This is a genomic window from Rhizobium herbae, assembly GCF_019511375.1.
Lineage (GTDB): Bacteria > Pseudomonadota > Alphaproteobacteria > Rhizobiales > Rhizobiaceae > Pararhizobium > Pararhizobium herbae_A.
The window spans coordinates 936101-949251 of the sequence record NZ_JAEUAO010000001.1 but is presented as its reverse complement, the minus strand read 5'-3'; the positions used below and the strand labels follow the sequence as shown (position 1 = coordinate 949251).

The window sequence follows — 13151 nt, the reverse complement described above, 5'->3', positions numbered from 1 at the left end:
CTGAATGGTTGATTGTATTGCGGATTACATTTCGCATTATTGTGTGACAATATTTCTTTAGGGACCTTGCGGCAGAATGCCGCGCACGTCTTATGCAAAGAATCATTCACAGAGAAACCAATGAAGACGGCGAGGTCCGAACAGGAATTCCAGAATATTCTTCGGAGGCTGGAGCTCGCGCTTGACGCCTCCCGGATCGGCGTATGGGAACACGATACGCAGAAGGATGAAGTCGTCTGGGACAGGCAGATGCACCGGCTCTATGGAACCGGCAAGACGAGCAAGCGCGTCAAGGCGGCATTGTGGGCCAACGCGGTCCATCCGGATGACCGGGAGCAGGCCGAGGCGGATTTCAACTTCGCCCTCAAGGGCAAAGGTGCCTACGCGTCCGAGTATCGCATTGTTCTGCCGGACGGTAAAATTCGCCATCTGCGCTCCAGGGCGCATTGCTTCGAGCAGGACGGAAATATCACCTTCATCGGAGTGGAGTGGGACGTGACCGCGGATGTCCTGCTCAATCGGGAGCTGCAGCGGCAAAAGGCGATTGCCGAGAAACGCGCCGTTGCTCTCGAAGCGAGCGCCCGGCGGATCGAATACGCGGCCGAACACGACTACCTGACCGGGCTGCCGAACCGCAGCTTCTTCGATCGTCGTTTGGCGGAACTTGCGGAGGATGCCGCGCTGGAAAAGCTCGCTATCCTTCATATCGGTCTCGACCGGTTCAAGCAGATCAACGACACGGCGGGGCATTCGGTAGGCGATGATGTGCTGAAATCGGCCGCCAGCCGGATTGTCGCCGCATTGCCGAGCAACGCCTTCGTGGCGCGCATCGGCGGCGACGAATTTGCGGCGCTGATCGCCAATTTCAACTCCATCGAGGATTTGAAGACCGTTGCCGAGCGGCTCGCCCAGCAACTGAAGCAATCGATATGGCACAATGACGAAGTGTTGCGCGCAGGTGCATCCATCGGACTGGCTTGCGCCAGCGGCAAGCATGTCGCCAGCCTGCTCACCGAGGCCGATATTGCCTTGCACCGCGCCAAGAAACTGGGTCGGGGCAGGGTGGAGCTTTTCTCGGCACAGCTCAAGGCGCAGCTCAACAACGAGCGTCGCGTCGCCAAGCAATTTGCGCGCGGACTGGAGAAGGGAGAGTTTGTTCCCTTCTACCAGGCGCAGGTCGATGCGCGCACCCGCCGAATCGTCGGCCTGGAGGCCTTGGCGCGGTGGCGCCACCCGAAACGCGGGCTGCTGTTGCCGGGAGAATTCATCTCTGTCGCGGGAGGCCTTGGCATGCTGGACGACCTTGATGCCGCAATTCTCAAGGCGGCGTTGAAGGACCGACGAGCCTGGATGCGTCAGGGCGTGCGCGTTCCGCGGATAGCGGTGAATGTTTCGGCGGCGCGGTTATCCGATCCGCTGTTGATCGGCGAGCTTCAGCAGATGGATGTCGAGCCGGATACACTGTCCTTCGAATTGCTGGAGACGATCTTTCTAGACGAGAGCGAGGAAGGCGTGCTTTCGAATGTTGCTGCGCTCAAGCAGATGGGCATAGACGTCGAGATCGATGACTTCGGTTCCGGACACGCCTCGATCATCGGGCTGACGAAGGTGAGGCCGCGGCGGCTGAAAATCGACCGGCGGCTGGTCTTTCCGATCACCACCTCGCGCGAACAGAAGCGGCTGTTGCGCTCGATCGTCGACATTGCAAAGGCGCTCGACATCGAAGTGGTCGCCGAAGGGGTCGAGACGCAGGAACACGCCAAGCTTTCGACGCGGCTCGGCTGCGATGTTCTGCAGGGTTACGCGATTGCCTATCCGGTCTCCGGTCCCGATATGCTGGCCCAGTTGCTAAAAACGCAGAACGCCGAACTTGCCGTCCAGCCTTGATGGATTTCTGCAGGGTGCGCCTACTGCATAATTCCTTGAAGGAATCGATCCAAGGAGGAAATTGCGCGGCAGTTTCGAGTTGCTAAAGCGGCCGCGCGGCGCTGCAGGAAGCCAGCAGATCCTGCATGACACCGATGATGCGTCTGTGCTGGTGCGCGTGTCGTGTGCGGATGCTCGTTGCGGCATAGACGGCCTGTGGAATGGGCGGCGCATCCTCTATCGGAAAAGCAGTGCCTTGCCTGGCAAGTTCAGACGCGGTGCTGCTCATGACGTAGGCGGCGCCTCCCAGCGTCTTCAGCAGATCGATAACGGCTATGTTCTGTCCCGAAGCCAGCGGCGCCGCTGACAGATGCGGCAATGCCAGCCTGTGCGCCCGGTCGAAGGCGGGCGAATAGACGGCCTGGATATAGGTCTCGGGCTGCAGTTCACCGACTGTCCGCGCCGTGGTGCTGACCAGTCTGTAGACCATTTCGCCGATGCGTTCGTAGTGCAGGTCGGGCAGGTAGTGTGGGGTATAGAGGATGGCGAGATCGAGATCGCCGGCCGCCAGATCGCGGTTCATCTGGTTGGAATAATCCGCTTCCATGTAGATCGAAGTTGCCGGCAGGTCGGCGCGCACCGCGGAAAGCCAGCGGCCGGCAAAGACTTCGGCGAGATCATGCTGGATGCCGAGACGCATGGAGCGCTCATAGGCTCCGGCACTCTCCACCGCCCGGGTCGCCTCGTGCCATTGGTGCTGCAGGGCTTTCGCGTGGTCGAGGAAGCGCAGGCCGGAGGGCGTTGGCGTCGTGCCGCCCTTGTTGCGGGTGAAGAGCTTGCGGTTAAACTGCGCCTCCAGCGCCTTGACGCGGTGTGAGACGGTCGATTGCGTGATGTTCATCCGCTCCGCCGTGCGATTGAAGCTGCGCGTTTCCATCAGGTCGAGGAAGGTTTCGATGAGGTCGATCTGCATTCCGGCATCTTCCTTTTGGCACAGGAATCAATCTAATCGAATTTTTCGATCAATAAAGCGAATTCCGGCTGCTTGATGAAGCGTTGAGTCCTCTCCAAAACTCTTGCCAAACAAGGGAGCAGTTATGTCGAATCTGCCGTCTCACGCGCGTGTCGTGATCATCGGGGGAGGTGCCGTCGGCGCTTCCGCGCTCTACCATCTCGCCAAGGCCGGGTGGACGGACTGCGTGCTTCTGGAAAAGAACGAATTGACGGCAGGCTCGACCTGGCATGCCGCCGGCAATGTGCCGACATTTTCCTCCTCCTGGTCGATCATGAACATGCAGCGCTACTCAGCCTCGCTCTATCGCGAGCTCGGTGTATTGGTCGACTATCCGATGAACTACCATGTGACCGGCTCGCTCCGGCTCGGCCACTCGAAGGAGCGGCTGCAGGAGTTCAAGCGCGTTGTCGGCATGGGACGTTACCAGGGCATGGACCTCGACATCCTGTCGCCCGGCGAGATCAGGTCGAAATACCCCTTTGTCGAGATGCATGACCTTACCGGTGCGCTTTACGATCCCTATGACGGCGATATCGATCCGGCGCAGCTGACACAGGCCCTGGCAAAGGGGGCGCGCGACATGGGCGCGAAGATTTTTCGGTTCTGTCCCGCCACCGGCGCCCGCCGGGAAAACGATGAATGGATCATTTCCACGCCGCAAGGCGAGATCGGCTGCGAATATGTCGTCAATGCCGCCGGCTACTATGCCCGCGAGGTCGGCAAGTGGTTCGGCCGCGACGTGCCGATGATGGTGATGAGCCATCAGTACATGCTGTTCGAGGAAATTCCCGAGCTTGCCGCCTGGTCGAAGGAGGTCGGTCACAAGCTGCCGCTCTTGCGCGACGTCGACAGCTCCTATTACCTGCGCCAGGAAAAGACCGGGATGAACCTCGGGCCTTACGAGAAGAACTGCAAGGCGCATTGGGTGACGCCTGACGATCCGATGCCGGAGGATTTCTCATTCCAGCTTTTCCCCGACGATCTGGAGCGGCTGGAATGGTATCTCAACGACGCCGTCGAGCGCGTGCCGATCCTCGGTACCGCCGGCCTGTCGCGCATGATCAACGGGCCGATCCCCTACGCGCCAGATGGAAACCCGCTGATCGGGCCGATGCCGGGCGTGCCGAACGCGTTTGAGGCCTGCGTCTTCACCTTCGGCATCTGCCAGGCGGGCGGTGCCGGCAAGGTGCTGGCCGAATGGGTGACCGAAGGGCAAACGGAATGGGATATGTGGTCCTGCGACCCGCGCCGCTATACGCGCTTTGCCTCGGACCGGGACTACTGCATCGCCAAGGGCATGGAGGTCTATGGCCACGAATATGCGATGCATTTCCCGAAACATGCCTGGCCTGCCGGTCGCAACAGGAAACTCTCGCCGATCCACGACCGGATCGCGGCGCTTGGTGCGCAGTTCAAGCCCTATAACGGCTGGGAGCGCGCCAACTGGTACGCCAAGCCGGGTGACGATACGTCGGAAGAATCAACGCAGACCTGGGATCGGGCGGGGCCGTGGCAGAAGCGAATCGAGGAGGAATGCCTGGCCGTGCGGGACGCTGCGGGCATTCTCGATCTGCCGGGCTTTTCCCGCTATCGGTTGAAAGGCGAGGGTGCGCGCGACTGGTTGCTGGGTCTCATCACCGGCAAGGTGCCGAGACCCGGTCGCATCGGCCTTGCCTATTTTGCCGACGACAGGGGCCGCATCGTCACGGAAATGTCGGTGATGGCGTTGGAGGACGATTTCTTCTTCCTGATCACGGCGGCGACGGCGCAGTGGCACGATTTTGAGTGGTTGCAGAAGCATCTGCCGAAGGACGCGGCGTTTGCGCTTGACGATGTGACGGAAAACTTCGCGTGCCAGATCCTGTCCGGACCGAAATCACGCGACATCCTGGCCGAAGTCACGGATGCCGATCTCTCCAAGCCATGGCTGACGCACCAGTCCTGCCAGATCGCCGGCCGCTGGCTGCAACTGGTGCGCGTTTCTTTCGCAGGTGAGCTTGGCTGGGAACTTCACACAAAGGTGGACGATACGGCCGCCGTCTTCGACGCGGTCTGGGCTGCCGGCCAGAAGCATGGCTTGACACCTTTCGGCATGGAGGCGCTCGACTCGCTGCGCATCGAGAAGGGTTACCGCGCCTGGAAGGGCGACCTTTCCACCGACTACACCATCCTGCAGGGCGGTCTGGAGCGTTTCGTCGACTGGACAAAGCACGCGTTCAAGGGCAAGGCGGCGCTGGAGCAGGAGAAGCAGCAGGGGGTGAGCAAGCGCTTCGTCACGCTGGTCGTCGAGGCCGACGACTGTGATGCACCCTATATGTCGACGCTCTGGCATGACGGCAAGGTGGTCGGCGAGACGACATCGGGCAACTGGGGCTACCGCGTCGGCAAGTCCGTTGCGCTCGGCATGCTGCGCGCCGATCTGGCGGAACCCGGAACAGAGATCGAGGTCGAAATCTACGGCGACCGTTTCAGGGCAATCGTGCAACCCGACCAGCCGCTGTTCGACCCCAACAATGAAAGACTGCGCGCATGACGAAGGCCATTCCCTCCCAGGCCCGCGTGGTCATCATCGGCGGCGGAGTGTCCGGCTGTTCGGTCGCCTATCATCTGGCCAAGCTCGGCTGGACCGATGTCGTTCTGCTCGAACGCAAGCAATTGACCTCAGGCACGACCTGGCATGCGGCCGGCCTGATCGGCCAGTTGCGCGCCTCGCAGAACATGACGCGGCTCGCCAAATATTCGCGCGACCTCTACGTCAAGCTGGAGGCCGAGACCGGCATTGGTACCGGCATGAAGCAGAACGGCTCGATCACCGTGGCGCTGACAGAGGAGCGTCGCGAAGAGATCTACCGCCAGGCCTCGCTTGCCCGCGCCTTCAATGTCGACGTGCGCGAGATTACGCCCGTTGAAGTCAAGGAGATGTATCCGCACCTCAATGTCTCGGATGTCATCGCTGCCGTGCATCTGCCGCTCGACGGGCAATGCGATCCGGCCAATATCGCCATGGCCTTGGCAAAGGGTGCGCGCCAGAACGGCGCCACGGTGATTGAAGGCGTGAAGGTCACGGCCGTCGAGACGAGGGGTGGCAGGGTATCCGGCGTCACCTGCGTGCAGAACGGCGAGACGTTTACCATCGCGACCGAGAACGTCGTCAATGCCGCCGGCATGTGGGGGCGCGAGCTTGCCAATATGTCGGGCGTGACCGTGCCGCTGCATGCCTGCGAGCATTTCTATATCGTCACCGAGCCGGTCGTGGGGCTGAAGTCGCTACCGGTGCTGCGCGTGCCCGATGAATGCGCCTATTACAAGGAAGATGCCGGCAAGATGCTGCTCGGTGCCTTCGAACCGGTGGCCAAGCCCTGGGGCATGGACGGGATCCGTGAGGATTTCTGCTTCGACCAGCTGCCTGAGGATTTCGACCACTTCGCGCCGATCCTCGAAAAGGCGGTCAACCGCATGCCGATGCTGGAAACAGCCGGGATACACACCTTCTTCAACGGCCCGGAGAGCTTTACCCCGGATGATCGCTACTATCTCGGCGAAGCACCCGAACTAAAGGGCTACTGGGTCGCCGCCGGCTACAATTCGATCGGCATCGTCTCCTCCGGCGGCGCCGGCATGGCGCTGGCGCAGTGGATGAACGACGGCGAGCCGCCCTTCGACCTCTGGGAGGTCGATATCCGCCGGGCGCAGCCTTTTCAGAAGAACCGCACTTACCTCAGGGAGCGGGTAACGGAGACGCTCGGCCTGCTCTATGCTGACCACTTCCCCTATCGCCAGATGGCGACGGCGCGCGGTCTGCGCCGCTCGCCGATCCACGAACACCTGAAGGCCCGTGGCGCGGTGTTCGGCGAAGTGGCGGGCTGGGAGCGAGCCAACTGGTTTGCGAGGCCCGGACAGGATCGTGAATACAAATACAGCTGGAAGAAACAGAACTGGTTCGAAAACCAGCGCGACGAACATCTGGCGGTTCGCACCGGCGTCGGCCTGTTCGACATGACGTCCTTCGGCAAGATCCGAGTCGAGGGCCGTGATGCGCTTTCCTTCCTGCAGCGGCTTTGCGCCAATCAGATGGACGCCGCGGCAGGCCGCATCGTCTACACCCAGATGCTCAACGCCCGCGGCGGCATCGAGAGCGACCTGACGGTCACGCGTCTTTCCGAAACGGCGTTTTTGCTCGTCGTTCCCGGCGCGACGCTGCAACGTGATCTTGCCTGGTTGCGCAAGCATATCGCCGACGAGTTCGTGGTCGTCACAGACGTTACCGCCTCGGAATCGGTGCTCTGCATCATGGGCCCAAAGGCACGCGAGCTGATGGGAAAGGTCAGCCCCAACGATTTCTCCAATGCCGCTCATCCCTTCGGCACCGCGCGGGAGATCGAAATCGGCATGGGCCTCGCCCGCGCCCACCGCGTCACCTATGTCGGCGAACTTGGCTGGGAGCTCTATGTCTCCACCGACCAGGCGGCGCATGTGTTCGAGGCGCTGGAGGAGGCGGGCAGGGACGTCGGGCTGAAACTCTGCGGTCTTCATACGCTCGACAGCTGTCGTATCGAAAAGGCCTTCCGCCATTTCGGCCATGACATCACCGATGAGGATCATGTTCTGGAGGCCGGGCTGGGTTTTGCCGTGCGCACGCAGAAAGGCGAATTCATCGGCCGGGATGCGGTGTTGAGGAAACAGGACAAGGGACTGTCGCGCCGCCTTGTACAGTTCCGGCTGACCGATCCGGAGCCGCTTTTGTTCCACAACGAAGCGGTGGTGCGCGACGGCAGGATCGTCGGCACGGTGACCTCCGGCAATTATGGCCATCATCTCGGCGGTGCGATCGGGCTCGGCTACGTGCCCTGCGAAGGCGAGAGCGAGGCGGATGTGCTGGGTTCGGCCTACGAGATCGAGATTGCCGGGACGCGGGTAAGGGCGCAGGCGTCGCTTGCGCCAATGTATGATCCGAAGGCGGAGCGGGTGAGGGCTTAGTTGCGACCTTCGTGAAGAGGGTTGGAAAGAGCCGGTTTCGCTCAGAAAGGGTTGGCTTCACGACGTGCTCTCTCTTTCCGTCACGGTCGGGCTCGACCCGACCATCCACGACCCGAGGCCCGGATCCTCGGCTCAAGGCCGAGGATGACGGCGAGGAGGGATGGGCTGTGGCCACTAGTCTCCGTCGTACCCTCTCCCCGCGGGCGGGGAGAGGGCTAGGGTGAGAGCAACCCCGCCGCAAACGAAATGCGCGCGCCGGAACGCGGATTTTCCGGTGAACTCTTGGAGACGTCACAATGCTCGCGCCAGAACTTTCGCAGGACAGCACCAAAGGCGACTGCATCGATCAGCTGATCGCCGCCCACAAGCCGGGCCACGGTCTTGCCAGGCCGTTCTACACGGATCCGGACATCTACGAGCGGGATCTGGAGCGCGTGTTCCGCCGCCACTGGCATTGCGTCGCGCATGAGAGCGTTATCCCGAAACCCAATGATTTCGAAGTCTTCAAGATGGCCTCCGAGCAGGTGATCGTGACGCGCCATGCGGACGGGACCATCCACGCAATCCTCAACGTCTGCCGCCACCGCGGCGCCGAAGTTTGCACCAGGGACAAGGGCAATGCCCGTGTCTTCGTCTGTCCCTACCATGCCTGGAGCTACGGCAACGACGGGAGCCTGAAGGCGGCGCGGCTGATGCCGAAGGATTTCAAGCGCGAGGATCATGGGCTGAAGGCGCTGCATGTCCGGGTGGTCGAAGGCCTGATCTTCATTTCCTTTGCCGAAAACCCGCTCGACTTCTCCGAGGTCGAAAATCTCCTCCATGCCACCTGCGGCCAATATGGCTGGGGGCAGGCCAAGGTGGCGCATCGGCGGAGCTATCCGGTCGATGCCAACTGGAAGCTGGCGGTGGAAAACTATGTCGAATGTTACCATTGCGGTCCGGCGCACCCGGAATATTCGCAGACCCATGCGCTCGAGCAGCCGCTGCACATGATCGAGGCGCTGAACGCCGCGATGGAAGAACGTACCTGCGCGCTCGGCATAGAGGTCGGTTGCGGCGATCACTGGCAGACCTCGGCGAACGGCAAGGAAACCATCCATGCGTTTCGCTATGCGCTTTACGACGGCGTCAAGACCGGCAGCCAGGACGGCTCGCCGCTCAGTACGCTGATGGGCCGCTTTACCGATTTCGACGGCGGCGTGACCTCCATCCATCTCGGCGGCACGTCCTTCCTGGTCTGCTACCCCGATCACGGGATGATCTACCGATTCATTCCGAAGGGGCCGGAAACCTGCGAGATGGAGCTGATCTGGCTCGTCAACGGCGAGGCCGAGGAGGGCAGGGACTATGATCTCGCCAGGCTCACCTGGCTCTGGACGGTGACGACCGACGAGGACAAGGCGATCATCGAACACACGTCGCGCGGCGTCCGTTCGCATTATTTCGTGCCCGGCCCGATCGCGCCGATGGAGCAGAACGAGTTGCGCTATATCAACTGGTATCTCGATGAGATCAGCCGGGCGAGTTGACACCGTTCACGGGATGCGGCCACGCACCTCGGTGACCCGGTAGGACCATTTGGGCGCCGTCGGCTCCACCCCGTAGCGATTGGGGAAGGTGAAGTAGGTTTCGAAGCTCTGGTTCTGGCCCGCCGGAATGCGCGCGAGAATGAGGGCAGTGTCCTCACCGAGCGTCCTGCACTGGTTTTGCGGGCAATCCTCCAGCGTCACCGACAGCCTGAAATAATCGAGATTGAAGTCGCTCTTGTTTGCCACCGTGCCTGTGGCACGATAGCTCGTGTCCGGGCGGTTGCGTGTGAACGTCAGCCCGTCAACGGAGATGTCGTCCGGCGTCAGCGCTGGCTGGGTCTGCTGCTTTGTCTGATCGGGCTCACTGTCTGGAGAGTTTCGGCCTTCATTGATCCAGATAACGAAAGCGATGATCAGCCCGCCTGCGACGGTCAGGCTCAATACCGGCTCAGCAAATCGCTGGAAGCGCGACGAACGCGCCGCGAAATAGACAATCAAAAGGCCTGCAAGCGCAGGAAATATCCAAATCATCAAAGTCCTCCCGCTCTTTATATAAGCGGCGCTTGGACGCGAGGGAAGCGGGGTGCGGGGCAGGGCTGCGATTGTCGCGCAAAGTGGAACAAAGCGGTCACTAGCCCGTTTCCAGCAGGTCGCCCCCGACGTGATTCAATCATCAAAAGGAGAAAACCAATGGCAGAAAGAGCCCTGGAAGACCTGTTCTACGGCCTGCTCAAGGATGTCTACTACGCCGAACGCAAGATTCTGAAGGCCCTGCCGAAAATGGCCAGGGGCGCCCAGAACCCCAAGCTGAAGGCGGCATTCGAAAAGCATCGCGACGAAACCGAAGGTCAGCTGGAACGCCTGCAGCAGGTTTTCGAAATCCTCGGCAAGCGCGCCGTCGGCAAGACCTGCCCGGCGATCGACGGCCTGATCGAGGAAGGCGAGGAAATCCTCGACGAATTCAAGAACTCGCCCGCGCTCGATGCCGGCCTTTTGGCTGCCGCGCAAGCCGTCGAGCACTATGAAATGGCCCGCTATGGCGCGCTGAAGACCTGGGCAATGATGCTCGGTCTCAACGACGCGGTCAAACTGCTCGATGAAACGCTGCAGCAGGAAGGCAAGACCGATCACGACCTGACGAAGCTTGCCGAAGCATCGGTCAATGCGACGGCTCTCAAGAAAGCCGCGTAGCACACCATCGTCAAAATGGCCGGATTTACACCCGGCCATTTTGCTAAGCAGGTTTCGGAAAAGTGTCCCGTAGTCTTCAATCAAAACCTGAGACGCAACCAGAAAAACCAAGCATCCAAGATTGGGCAAAGGTTATTCTGTGACTTTGGATGGACCGGCTTGACTTCGTGGCGGCGCCTTTATTCCGACCACAACGTCGACGATCTCAATATAAGCCGCCTTTTCTCCCAGCTTGAAGTCCATCGAAGCGTCGTAGATTTCCTCCAGAGTGTCCGCTTCCATCATCGTTATTTGGTCATATCGGGAATCCATGCCCGAACAGAGTACGTGCGTTAATTTTGAGGAATGCTTGGTCAAGGATTTTACATGAGCGAGCGTCATCTTTTTTATTCCGTCTTTTCCAAGCGCGAAATAGCCCGGAGTCAATTTCATGAAAAGCATGCCGATATATTTGTTCTTCTCAGCAATTGGATGCATCTTGTCTTCTCCGTCTGTGTGAAATAACCGCTCGACTATACGACGAGCCGTCAAATTTCACCATTGGTTGCATGTCAAAAAAATACAACCAATATATGAACGATGATGAAATCCCCGCGAGACGGGCGACCGGGAGAATCTCGCCTGCCTGCAGGAACGCACAGTCGGCATAGGCCAATGGCCAATGAGCCTTACACTCCGTGCAGAGTGGGACAGCTTTCCAAAACCTGCTTAGTTCAGGCTGATCCAATAGGATCCTCTGAAGGGCACGGCGGCAAAGCGCTCGTTGATTTCCTTCAGGCTCTCGTCGGGATCGACGTCGGCAAAGAGTTCGGGCCGCAGCCATCGGGCAAAGGCCTCGCCGGCGAGGATATTCAGCGGCACCGCATTGAAGAAGTTCCACAATCCATGCACGCGGCCTTTCTGGACGGCGGAAAGATTGGCTAGCACGGGACTTTTTACGGCCGCGCCAAGCGTCCTGCGGGCCTCCGCAGCGGCGACGCCGGGGCCTACGGAAAAGGCGCTGTAGGTGCCGCCCGGTGACGCCGTGGCGATATAGACTTGAGGGTCCGCGGCAATCAGGTATTCGCTGCTGACCATGCCGCCCTGGCGCGGCAGGTTGGTGTCGGCGATATTGCTGCTGCCGGTGATGCCGATGAACTCGCCGAGCCCGCCCGTTCCGTAAGCATAGTAGCAGCGATCCGGATTGGGGAACGCATCCATCAAAACGGTCGGGCCGGGTTCGGGATGCGCCGCGACCCGATCGGTGATGCGTTTCAGATGTTCCTCGTAAAAATCGGCGAAGGCGTTTGCCTGTTCCTCGCGTTCGAGGATCTTGCCGAGCAGGCGCATGTTGCCGGGCGTATTCTCCATCGGGTCGCTGTTGAAGTCGACGATGAAGACCGGCACGCCGGTCGTTTCCAGATAGTCGATCGCCCTTTTTCCAAGTTCGCTGTCCGCCTGCCAGTTCGCCATGATGGCGAGGTCCGCCTTCAGCGACAGGATGGTCTCGAAGGACAGGGCGCCGCCGGTGCCGTCGTCGATGATCGGTACATCGCCAAGTGCCGGAAACTTCGCGACGAAATCCTTGTAGATCTCGGGATTGTCGCCTTTCATGTCGCCGGACCAGCCGGCGAGCAGGCTGACCGGGTCCGGGTGGATCAGCGACAGCGCGACCAGGTTGAAGCCGCTGCCGAGCAGGATCGCCTTCGGCTTTGCCTTGATCGTCACCTGGCGGCCGAGGGCGTCGGTAAGCGTCATCGGCCAGCGCTCCTGTGCCTTCGCCACGGAGGCGAAGGCGAGGAACAGGCCAAGGGTCAGGAGGAAAAGGCGCATCACGATCATTGCTTTCTTTGAGCGGGCAGGGCGCAGAGTTCGCCGCAGCTTGGAATCCCGGGCAGCAGATAGCGCAGGCAGCAGACCTTGCGGCGGCAGACGGCTTGCTCGCCTTCGATCTCGTGGCGAAGGCAACCCAGGAAGGGATTGAGAGAACCGTCCGGCAGCCGCGGCTCCGTGAATAAGGGTCGGGCGGCCCAGGGCTCGCCATCGGCCGGGCGCTGACGCTCCGTCGCGTTGAAGGCGTAGTCGATATAGACGGCGGCATTGTTCCAGGCGAGTTTCGGGGCAATGCCGCCCTGTGCCTTCAGTTGCGAGATGATTTCGGGAATATGCTGGCTGACCAGAGGAACCACGAAAGAGAGGAGATCGTCGTTCCCGTCGCTCCAGTCCCCTTCGCCGGCAAGTCCCAGTGCGCGCGGCAGCCCGTCTTCCGCAAGGGCAATCGTCATGTCGTGCACGGCGATCGGCAGGGCACAACCGGCCCGACGTGCGACGATGTAGGGGATCGTCAGGATCGAGAAATAGTAGAGGGACCACATGGAGGCAACCGCGCGCCGATCCGTGCCGGCATGGGCGGCGGCATAGGTATCGAGGGCAGCGCAAAAGCCGCCGGAACCGAAGAAGTCCACCAGCGGGACGGCACCTTCGAGTTCGGCGGAGAGCATCATCTTCTCGCCGCACCAGGCGTGTTCGCCGACAAAGAGCACCTTGAGACCGGGTGGCCTCAAAGCGGTCCCTGCATCAATGTTCGCGGCCAT

At 60.8% G+C, this 13151-nt stretch carries 10 protein-coding genes; 5 read left to right on the top strand and 5 right to left on the bottom strand.

Features of this window, described 5'->3' with window-relative positions; all coding sequences use genetic code 11:
* The first annotated feature begins 120 nt into the window (after positions 1–120).
* Positions 121–1887 (top strand): bifunctional diguanylate cyclase/phosphodiesterase, encoded by a 1767-nt coding sequence (locus JNB71_RS04615; RefSeq protein WP_220370632.1) that lies wholly within the window; start codon positions 121–123, stop codon positions 1885–1887.
* 82 nt (positions 1888–1969) lie between these two features.
* On the opposite strand, the gene JNB71_RS04610 is transcribed toward JNB71_RS04615, so the two are convergent.
* Positions 1970–2839 (bottom strand): LysR family transcriptional regulator, encoded by an 870-nt coding sequence (locus JNB71_RS04610; RefSeq protein WP_220370631.1) that lies wholly within the window; start codon positions 2837–2839, stop codon positions 1970–1972.
* Positions 2840–2963: 124 nt separating this feature from the next.
* On the opposite strand from JNB71_RS04610, the gene JNB71_RS04605 reads away from it, so the two are divergent.
* The 3 genes from JNB71_RS04605 (at position 2964) to JNB71_RS04595 (ending at position 9387) form a co-directional block, all read left to right on the top strand.
* On the top strand, positions 2964–5414 hold the full coding sequence (locus JNB71_RS04605) for a GcvT family protein (protein ID WP_220370630.1): 2451 nt from the start codon (positions 2964–2966) through the stop codon (positions 5412–5414).
* Positions 5411–7858, top strand: coding sequence for a GcvT family protein (locus tag JNB71_RS04600; protein WP_220370629.1), 2448 nt, complete (start codon positions 5411–5413; stop codon positions 7856–7858). The genes JNB71_RS04605 and JNB71_RS04600 overlap by 4 nt, the downstream gene beginning before the upstream one ends.
* A 296-nt stretch (positions 7859–8154) precedes the next feature.
* Entirely contained in the window at positions 8155–9387 is a 1233-nt protein-coding gene (locus JNB71_RS04595; RefSeq protein ID WP_220370628.1) for an aromatic ring-hydroxylating oxygenase subunit alpha, read from the top strand.
* Between the two features lie 6 nt (positions 9388–9393).
* On the opposite strand, the gene JNB71_RS04590 is transcribed toward JNB71_RS04595, so the two are convergent.
* Positions 9394–9918 carry a hypothetical protein gene (locus JNB71_RS04590; RefSeq protein WP_220370627.1) on the bottom strand — a complete coding sequence of 175 codons (525 nt, stop codon included), beginning with the start codon at positions 9916–9918 and terminating at the stop codon, positions 9394–9396.
* 159 nt (positions 9919–10077) lie between these two features.
* Here JNB71_RS04590 and JNB71_RS04585 point away from each other — a divergent pair, with 159 nt between their 5' ends.
* A complete protein-coding gene (locus tag JNB71_RS04585) occupies positions 10078–10578 on the top strand; it encodes a ferritin-like domain-containing protein (RefSeq protein ID WP_220370626.1) in 501 nt (166 codons plus the stop codon).
* Positions 10579–10710: 132 nt separating this feature from the next.
* Here JNB71_RS04585 and JNB71_RS04580 read toward each other — a convergent pair whose 3' ends face one another.
* From JNB71_RS04580 to fhuF, 3 genes are all read right to left on the bottom strand, one after another.
* Positions 10711–11055, bottom strand: coding sequence for a hypothetical protein (locus JNB71_RS04580; protein ID WP_220370625.1), 345 nt, complete (start codon positions 11053–11055; stop codon positions 10711–10713).
* A 231-nt stretch (positions 11056–11286) separates the two neighbouring features.
* The gene (locus tag JNB71_RS04575) at positions 11287–12399 is read right to left on the bottom strand and encodes an ABC transporter substrate-binding protein (protein ID WP_220370624.1); all 1113 of its coding nucleotides are present in this window, start codon (positions 12397–12399) and stop codon (positions 11287–11289) included.
* Complete coding sequence (fhuF, locus tag JNB71_RS04570) at positions 12396–13151, bottom strand: siderophore-iron reductase FhuF (protein WP_220370623.1); 756 nt, start codon at positions 13149–13151, stop codon at positions 12396–12398. Before fhuF ends, JNB71_RS04575 begins: the two co-directional genes overlap by 4 nt.

Coding starts and splice junctions, on each gene's coding strand:
- JNB71_RS04585 (WP_220370626.1), top strand. CDS start 10,078: ATGGCAGAAAGAGCCCTGGAAGACCTGTTCTACGGCCTGCTCAAGGAT.
- JNB71_RS04590 (WP_220370627.1), bottom strand. CDS start 9,918: ATGATTTGGATATTTCCTGCGCTTGCAGGCCTTTTGATTGTCTATTTC.
- JNB71_RS04610 (WP_220370631.1), bottom strand. CDS start 2,839: ATGCAGATCGACCTCATCGAAACCTTCCTCGACCTGATGGAAACGCGC.
- fhuF (WP_220370623.1), bottom strand. CDS start 13,151: ATGGCCGCGAACATTGATGCAGGGACCGCTTTGAGGCCACCCGGTCTC.
- JNB71_RS04600 (WP_220370629.1), top strand. CDS start 5,411: ATGACGAAGGCCATTCCCTCCCAGGCCCGCGTGGTCATCATCGGCGGC.
- JNB71_RS04595 (WP_220370628.1), top strand. CDS start 8,155: ATGCTCGCGCCAGAACTTTCGCAGGACAGCACCAAAGGCGACTGCATC.
- JNB71_RS04605 (WP_220370630.1), top strand. CDS start 2,964: ATGTCGAATCTGCCGTCTCACGCGCGTGTCGTGATCATCGGGGGAGGT.
- JNB71_RS04575 (WP_220370624.1), bottom strand. CDS start 12,399: ATGATCGTGATGCGCCTTTTCCTCCTGACCCTTGGCCTGTTCCTCGCC.
- JNB71_RS04580 (WP_220370625.1), bottom strand. CDS start 11,055: ATGCATCCAATTGCTGAGAAGAACAAATATATCGGCATGCTTTTCATG.
- JNB71_RS04615 (WP_220370632.1), top strand. CDS start 121: ATGAAGACGGCGAGGTCCGAACAGGAATTCCAGAATATTCTTCGGAGG.